The 7282-nt window shown below is 71.3% G+C and carries 7 protein-coding genes; 5 read left to right on the top strand and 2 right to left on the bottom strand.

What is annotated here, in order from left to right:
- Positions 1 to 132: 132 nt before the first annotated feature.
- On the bottom strand, positions 133 to 504 hold the full coding sequence (locus ACFYPA_RS33735; protein ID WP_359085223.1) for a DUF192 domain-containing protein: 372 nt from the start codon (positions 502 to 504) through the stop codon (positions 133 to 135).
- A 103-nt stretch (positions 505 to 607) separates the two neighbouring features.
- On the opposite strand from ACFYPA_RS33735, the gene ACFYPA_RS33730 reads away from it, so the two are divergent.
- From ACFYPA_RS33730 to ACFYPA_RS33720, 3 genes are all read left to right on the top strand, one after another.
- The gene (locus ACFYPA_RS33730; protein ID WP_389136196.1) at positions 608 to 1501 is read left to right on the top strand and encodes a prepilin peptidase; all 894 of its coding nucleotides are present in this window, start codon (positions 608 to 610) and stop codon (positions 1499 to 1501) included.
- A 68-nt stretch (positions 1502 to 1569) separates the two neighbouring features.
- Positions 1570 to 2376: a class I SAM-dependent methyltransferase gene (locus ACFYPA_RS33725; RefSeq protein WP_359085225.1), complete on the top strand. Its 807-nt coding sequence runs from the start codon at positions 1570 to 1572 to the stop codon at positions 2374 to 2376.
- Positions 2377 to 2445: 69 nt separating this feature from the next.
- On the top strand, positions 2446 to 2904 hold the full coding sequence (locus ACFYPA_RS33720) for a hypothetical protein (RefSeq protein ID WP_359085226.1): 459 nt from the start codon (positions 2446 to 2448) through the stop codon (positions 2902 to 2904).
- 478 nt (positions 2905 to 3382) lie between these two features.
- On the opposite strand, the gene mgrA is transcribed toward ACFYPA_RS33720, so the two are convergent.
- On the bottom strand, positions 3383 to 4423 hold the full coding sequence (gene mgrA, locus ACFYPA_RS33715) for an L-glyceraldehyde 3-phosphate reductase (protein ID WP_359085227.1): 1041 nt from the start codon (positions 4421 to 4423) through the stop codon (positions 3383 to 3385).
- Positions 4424 to 4642: 219 nt separating this feature from the next.
- Here mgrA and ACFYPA_RS33710 point away from each other — a divergent pair, with 219 nt between their 5' ends.
- Positions 4643 to 5404, top strand: coding sequence for an isoprenyl transferase (locus ACFYPA_RS33710; RefSeq protein ID WP_148020469.1), 762 nt, complete (start codon positions 4643 to 4645; stop codon positions 5402 to 5404).
- A 371-nt stretch (positions 5405 to 5775) separates the two neighbouring features.
- Complete coding sequence (locus ACFYPA_RS33705) at positions 5776 to 7098, top strand: PhoH family protein (protein WP_359085228.1); 1323 nt, start codon at positions 5776 to 5778, stop codon at positions 7096 to 7098.
- Positions 7099 to 7282: the final 184 nt, after the last annotated feature.

The raw sequence follows: 7282 nt of genomic DNA, 5'->3' as shown, positions 1-7282 counted from the left end.
ACGTACGCGACCAACGCCGCACCCGACGACCCAACTCCCCCATGGATGACATGCTTTTGACCCTAGGGCCGCAACCGACCCACCGTCATGGGCCCTGGGTCCTATCCGTCACCGGCCCGGCCCGGTCCGGGTTCAGCCGGTCTGCGTGATCCGCACCCGTGTGCCGGGCCGCAGCCCCCACTTCGCCATCGCGCCGGCCTCCGACTCGATCACGTGCCGGGCCCGCAGCCGGGGCAGTCCGAGGCGTCCGGGCTTCATCGTGTGCACCGCCACCACGTCGAACTTCCGGTCCAGGTAGGCCACATCGATCGTGAACCGCATCCGGAAGGTGTGCACGCTCCCGCACGGGGTGATCAGCAGGGCGCCGTCGATCCCGTCCTGGCCGAGCAGCCCGCGGCTCCGGTGACCGTACGAGGCCGCGATCCGCAGCGGCACCTCGGTCTCCTCCTCCCCGTCCCGGCCGGTGATCGTCAGCGTTCCTGTTCCATTGCGCCATCGAGCCATGGCCATGACGGTAGCGCCACGTGACGGTCTCTGGGCCCGTAACGACGTGCGGTGGGCCCCAGGGCCCATGACCGGTGCCCGCGGGGCGCCTAGGGTCGGTGACGTGGACTCCATCCTGATCGGGGTCGCCGCCCTCTGGGGAGCCGCGACCGGACTGCTGGTCCCGCGCGCCGCCTACCGGTTCTCCGTCGAACCGGAGGACGCGTGGCGGGACGCCTGCCCCGCCGGCCACGCCCTCACCGGGCCGGGCCGCGGCTGGTTCGGCTCCACGCGCTGCACGACCTGTGCCGAGGTCGGCGCGGCCGTCGCCGTGCGGACGGCCGCCGGGCCGGGGCACGCCGGGCCCGAACCGGTGGACGACGCCGAGCCGGAGCGGGCCCCCGACGCGGACGACGCCGAGGGACCTGACCCCGCGCCGGACACCGCACCCGCCGCACCACGCGGGAGCGGCCCGCGTTACGCCCCGCACCTCGCCGCCCCCGTCATCACCGCCCTCGGCTGCGCAGCCCTCGCGGCGGCCACCGGTGCACGGCCCGAACTGGCCGTGTGGCTGCTGCTCGCCCCCATCGGTGTACTCCTCGCGGCCATCGACCGCCGGGTCCACCGGCTGCCCGACCAGCTGACCCTGCCGGCCGCGGCGGCCGCCGCCGTACTCCTCGGCCTCGCCGCCCTGCTGCCGGAGCACGGGGGTGCCTGGCTGTCCGCCCTGTTCGGCGGAGCGGCCCTCGGCGCCTTCTACTTCCTGCTCTTCCTCATCAACCCGAACGGCATGGGCTTCGGCGACGTCAAGCTCGCGCTCGGTCTCGGCGTGGCCCTCGGCTGGTACGGCTGGGCCGTCGTGTTCGCCGGCGGGTTCGCCGGGTTCCTGTTCGGTGCGGCGTACGGGCTCGGGCTGGTGCTGATGCGGCGCGCCGGGCGCAGGACGGGCATCCCGTTCGGCCCGTTCATGATCGCCGGTGCGCTGCTGGGAATCCTGTTCGGCGCACTGGCCGCCTGACCCTCCGCCCCTCGCGGCGCGCGGCAAATGAGTCGCGGCCGGCGACGCCCGGGTGCCACCATCCCCGTATGACCGCCACACCCGATGACGCGCGATCAGGCCCCGCAGCAGCGGGACGTGCCCGCTTCGAGGACCTGGTCGCCGAGGCCGGCGCCGTATCCGTGGACGGCTGGGACTTCTCCTGGCTGGAGGGCCGGGCCACCGAGGAACGCCCGTCCTGGGGGTACGCCCGCGCCATGGGGGAGCGCCTCGGCAGGGCGCGCGCGGCGCTGGACATCCAGACCGGAGGCGGTGAGGTACTCGCCTCCGCGCCGAAGCTTCCCCCGCTGACCGTGGCCACCGAGGGCTGGCCGGCGAACATCGCCCGCGCCACCGCCCTGCTGCATCCGCTGGGCGCGGCCGTGGTCGCGGACGAGGACGAGCCGCCGCTGCCGTTCGGCGACGCGGCCTTCGACCTGGTGGTGAGCCGCCATCCGGTGACCACGTGGTGGGAGGAGATCGCCCGGGTCCTCGCCCCCGGCGGCACGTACTTCTCGCAACAGGTGGGCCCGGCCAGTGTCTTCGAACTCGTCGAGTACTTTTTGGGCCCGCAGCCGCCGCACGTACGCGCCGGACGCGACCCCGAACAGGCGCGTGCCGCGGCCGAGGCGGCGGGCCTCGACGTCATCGGCCTGCGGACGGAGCGGCTGCGCACCGAGTTCTTCGACATCGGCGCCGTCGTCTACTTCCTGCGCAAGGTGATCTGGATGGTGCCCGGTTTCACCGTCGACGCATACCGGCCACAACTCGCCGCGCTGCACCGCCTGATCGAGACCGAGGGGCCGTTCGTCGCCCATACCACCCGCTTCCTGATCGAGGCCCGCAAACCCGGGTGAGCCCCAACCCCCTTCCCGCGCCCGAAGGATGGCACCCTGGACGCTGAGCGCACGGGGAAGGAGCAGGCCATGAGGGTCGGCAACGACGAGGAAGCGACGCACGGCCCGCGGCAGGGCAACGCCGAATGGCTCGCGGGCGCCCGGATCGTCGGCGTCCTCGGCATCTTCTACCGGCCCGAGGGACGCATGGGGGAGCCGGAGGCGGTCGCCTTCCTGCTGGCCGACGGTCAGTCGGTGCTCCTGACCTGCGCGTCCGACGGCAGTCTGCATGTCGGTGCCGGAACGTGGCCCCACCTTCCCGACTGGTGCGTACCGGCCGCCCAGTGGGAGTACGCCGCGATGGCGCGGCTTCCGCAGCCACCCGACGGCGGCTGGACGGTGCTGCGCACCGAGGAACGCAGGGACGAGCGGGGCGAGGTGGACGAGGCCGTCATCCGCTGCGAGGGCGGCCGCTTCGTGGTGACCGGTGGAGACACCGTGGGCATCCGCTTCACCCGCGGCCACCGGGGCGCGGCCGCGACGACCTGAGGGCGCGAGCCGCGCCCCGGACGCCTACGCGTGGCTCCCATCAGGTCAGGACCTGTCCTCATGGGCTCGCTTTTATGACCCTGCGTGAAGCCGATGCACGGTCGCGGCGGGCGCGGGTCCGCGCCCGCCGCGACCGGAATGTGCACATCCTGTGTACGTCCTGCGGGCGTGTCCGGCGTCAAGGCGGCGCCTGGGCGAGTCCGTGCAGGTCAGAGCCCTGCGGAGGGGTGGATTCCGTGTCCGTGACGGAGTCCCGCACATTCGGAGAGTAATTATTTCGCGCCGTGGCACGCGACAGCACTTACGAAGGGTTATGGTGGAAACCCCCCCTCGGGCCGGTCCGTAACCCCCCCCCACGGACCGGCCCGTTTTTTTGTGCCCCGGTACTGCCGGGGCCCCGCCGCACTCGCGGTCACGACGACCGGCTCCGCAGCGCACTCGCGGTCGTGAGCCCCGGCCGTGCGTCAGCGGTCGCCCCTCAGGCCCGTCCGGCCCAGATGTTGGTGCCCGCGGTGTCCACGGCGAAGGTGTCGATCTCCTTCAGCTCCTCGGCGGACAGCGCCGGACCTGCCAGTGCCGCGACGTTCTCCTCCAGCTGCCGCACGCTCGACGCGCCGATCAGAGCCGACGTCATGCGGCTGTCGCGCAGCACCCAGTTGAGCGCCAGCTGGGCGAGCGACTGGCCGCGCCGGCGCGCGATGTCGTTCAGCCCGTTCAGCCGGCGGACCACCTCGTCCGAGAGCAGGTCCGGGTCGAGGGACTTGCCCTGCGTGGCGCGCGACCCCTCCGGGATGCCCTTCAGGTACTTGCCGGTCAGCAGGCCCTGGGCGAGCGGCACGAAGGAGATGCAGCCCATGCCGGCCGTCTCCAGGGTGTCCAGCAGCCCGTCGTCCTCGGTCCAGCGGTTGATCATCGAGTAGGACGGCTGGTGGATCAGGGCCGGCACGCCCATCTCCTTCAGCAGCCGGGCCGCCTCGGCGGTCTGCTCGGAGGTGTACGACGACACCCCCACGTACAGCGCCTTGCCCTGCCGCACGGCGGAGGCCAGCGCCCCCATCGTCTCCTCCAGCGGAGTGTCCGGGTCGAAGCGGTGCGAGTAGAAGATGTCGACGTGGTCGAGCCCCATCCGCTTCAGCGAGGCGTCGAGCGACGACAGGAGGTACTTGCGCGAGCCCCACTCCCCGTACGGGCCGGGGTGCATGTCGTACCCCGCCTTGGTGGAGATGATCAGCTCGTCGCGGTACGGGGCGAAGTCCTGCGCGAAGATCTTCCCGAAGTTGAGCTCGGCGGAGCCGGGCGGCGGGCCGTAGTTGTTGGCCAGGTCGAAGTGGGTCACGCCGAGGTCGAAGGCACGGCGCAGGATGGCGCGCTGCGAGTCGAGCGCGCGGTCGTCGCCGAAGTTGTGCCAGAGGCCGAGCGAGACGGCCGGGAGCTTGAGGCCGCTGCGGCCGGCGCGGCGGTACTCCATGGAGTCGTAGCGCGCGGCGTCGGCCCGGTAGGGGGAAGAGGTATCAGTCACCTTTCCTCCCTATCACGTACGTGCGACAGGCCGGTTATCACGGACTTGTGACAGGCCGGGTTGGGCCGGTGCGCCGCCTGCGCAGTAATGTGGCGGCTTCGGGACCGCACGGCACGGCGGGGCGATCGCCCCCTTCCGGTGCGGCGATCCCCAGGTGGACGACCCCGGACCCCGGGCATAGGGGCGGGCGTGCCCGCACGGAACCGAGAGGTGGACTCAGTGAACTTGCGCGACCTGGTGTACGGGCTCTACGCGCGCCGGGTGGAGGCCCGCCTCGATCACGCACAGGTGCCCAAGCACATCGGCGTCATCCTCGACGGCAACCGGCGCTGGGCGAAGGCGTCCGGCGGCACCGCCGCGCAGGGACACCAGGCCGGCGCGGACAAGATCAAGGAGCTCCTCGGCTGGTGCAGCGAGACGGACGTCGAGGTCGTCACGCTCTGGATGCTCTCCACCGACAACTTCGACCGGCCCGAGTCCGAGCTGATCCCGCTCCTCGGCATCATCGAGAACACCGTGCGCGACCTGGTGGCGGACGGCCGCTGGCGCGTCCACCACGTCGGCACGCTCGACCTGCTGCCCGCGCACACCCAGACGGTCCTCAAGGAGGCCGAACAGGCCACCGTGGGGGTCGACGGAATACTGGTCAACGTCGCCGTCGGCTACGGCGGGCGCCAGGAGATCGCGGACGCGGTCCGCTCCCTGCTGCTCGACCACTCCGAGAAGGGCACCTCCTTCGAGGACCTGGCGGAGATCGTCTCCACCGACCTGATCTCCGAGCACCTCTACACCCGGGGGCAGCCCGACCCCGACCTCGTGATCCGCACCAGCGGCGAGCAGCGTCTTTCGGGCTTCATGCTCTGGCAGAGCGCGCACTCCGAGTACTACTTCTGCGAGGTCTTCTGGCCGGCGTTCCGCCGCGTCGACTTCCTGCGGGCCCTGCGCGACTACGCGGCCCGCCACCGCCGCTACGGCGGCTGACACCCCACGCCCTCGTGGCGTACGAGGACGGGGCCGCTCGGGTGACGCGTCGGCGCCACGGACTCGGGCCGGCCCGGCCGGCCGCTCACCCCACCTGCCTCGGACGGCATGGCTTGGCGTGTTCTAGGGCATACCCCTGACAGGTCGACGTCCGGTCATCAACCAGGCGGACGTCGTGTCCAAGTGAGCGGCATGGAGTCCGCTCGCCCGGGAGGCCCTTTGCACACGAAGGACCGTACATACAGTGCGGCCGACGCGGAGGGCCGGCGCTCGGCCCGCGCAAGGTGGCCGGAGCCCGGCCCGTCCTCTCCCTTTGGGATGCTCCGCGACGCCGTCGCACCCCAACCTCGTCCGAGGGGGTACGTCCTTCCGTGGTGACCAGCACAAAGCGCCGCATGCCCGACAGGCGCACCTATGTTCTCGACACCAGCGTCCTGCTGGCCGATCCGAACGCCATGGCCCGGTTCGACGAGCACGAAGTCGTGCTCCCGATCGTCGTGGTCACGGAACTGGAGGCCAAACGGCACCACCCGGAGCTCGGGTACTTCGCCCGGCAGGCCCTGCGCCTGCTGGACGACTTCCGGGTCCGGTACGGCCGGCTGGATGCCCCGATCCCCCTCGGGGACCTGGGCGGGACGCTGCGTGTCGAACTCAACCACTCCGATCCCGGCGTCCTTCCCGCCGGCTACCGGTTGGGGGACAACGACTCACGGATTCTCGCGGTCGCACGCAACCTCCAGGCCGAGGGGTACGACGTCACGGTCGTCTCCAAGGACCTGCCGCTGCGCATCAAGGCATCGTCGGTCGGCCTCCTCGCCGAGGAGTACCGGGCGGAACTCGCCATCACCGACTCCGGCTGGACCGGGATGTCCGAACTGTCCCTGCCCGCCGAACAGGTGGACCTGCTCTTCACCGAGGAGACGCTGTACGTCCCCGAGGCAGCCGAGCTTCCCGTGCACACCGGCCTGGTCCTCCAGTCCGAACGGGGCAAGGCGCTCGGCCGGGTGACACCCGAGGGCAACGTCCGGCTCGTCCGCGGCGAGCGGGAGGCCTTCGGCATCCACGGCCGCAGCGCCGAGCAGCGCATCGCCCTGGATCTGCTCCTGGACCAGGACGTCGGCATCGTGTCGCTCGGCGGCCGGGCCGGCACCGGCAAATCGGCGCTGGCGCTCTGCGCGGGCCTCGAAGCGGTGCTGGAGCGCGGGCAGCACAAGAAGGTGATGGTCTTCCGCCCGCTGTACGCGGTGGGCGGGCAGGAGCTCGGCTATCTCCCCGGCAGCGAGGCCGAGAAGATGAGCCCCTGGGCCCAGGCCGTCTTCGACACGCTCTCGGCCGTCTCCGGCCGCGAGGTGATCGAGGAGGTGCTGGGGCGCGGCATGCTGGAGATCCTGCCGCTCACCCACATCAGGGGCCGGTCCCTGCATGACGCCTTCGTGATCGTCGATGAGGCCCAGTCGCTCGAACGGAACGTCCTGCTGACCGTGTTGTCCCGTATCGGGGCCAATTCCCGGGTGGTGCTCACGCATGACGTGGCCCAGCGGGACAACCTCCGGGTCGGCCGGTACGACGGCGTGGTCGCCGTGGTCGAGAAGTTGAAGGGGCACCCGCTCTTCGCGCATGTGACGCTCACGCGTTCGGAGCGCTCCCGCATCGCCGCACTGGTGACCGAAATGCTGGAGGAAGGTCAGATCTGATACGGCTTGGCACCGTTGATGCCGCCCGGCGAGCGAAGGAGCTTAGCCGGGCGGCATCGTGTTGCGGCACCATTTCCGTCATTCACTTGCTCCAAACGAGGTGTGAGCTTTCACACGCAACAGAGAATTGCTTCCCGGCGTCCCGTTCCGGCAGAGTCTTGCTTCCGTCAGGCCCCGCATACGG

It is taken from the genome of Streptomyces sp. NPDC005775 (assembly GCF_042871565.1).
GTDB lineage: Bacteria > Actinomycetota > Actinomycetes > Streptomycetales > Streptomycetaceae > Streptomyces.
Note: the sequence above shows the minus strand (reverse complement) of the source record. Positions and strands in the feature narration are given on the sequence as shown.

Bases quoted from the DNA above. Each gene is read 5' to 3' on its own strand.
- ACFYPA_RS33735 (WP_359085223.1), bottom strand. From the start codon at position 504: ATGGCTCGATGGCGCAATGGAACAGGAACGCTGACGATCACCGGCCGG.
- ACFYPA_RS33725 (WP_359085225.1), top strand. From the start codon at position 1,570: ATGACCGCCACACCCGATGACGCGCGATCAGGCCCCGCAGCAGCGGGA.
- ACFYPA_RS33720 (WP_359085226.1), top strand. From the start codon at position 2,446: ATGAGGGTCGGCAACGACGAGGAAGCGACGCACGGCCCGCGGCAGGGC.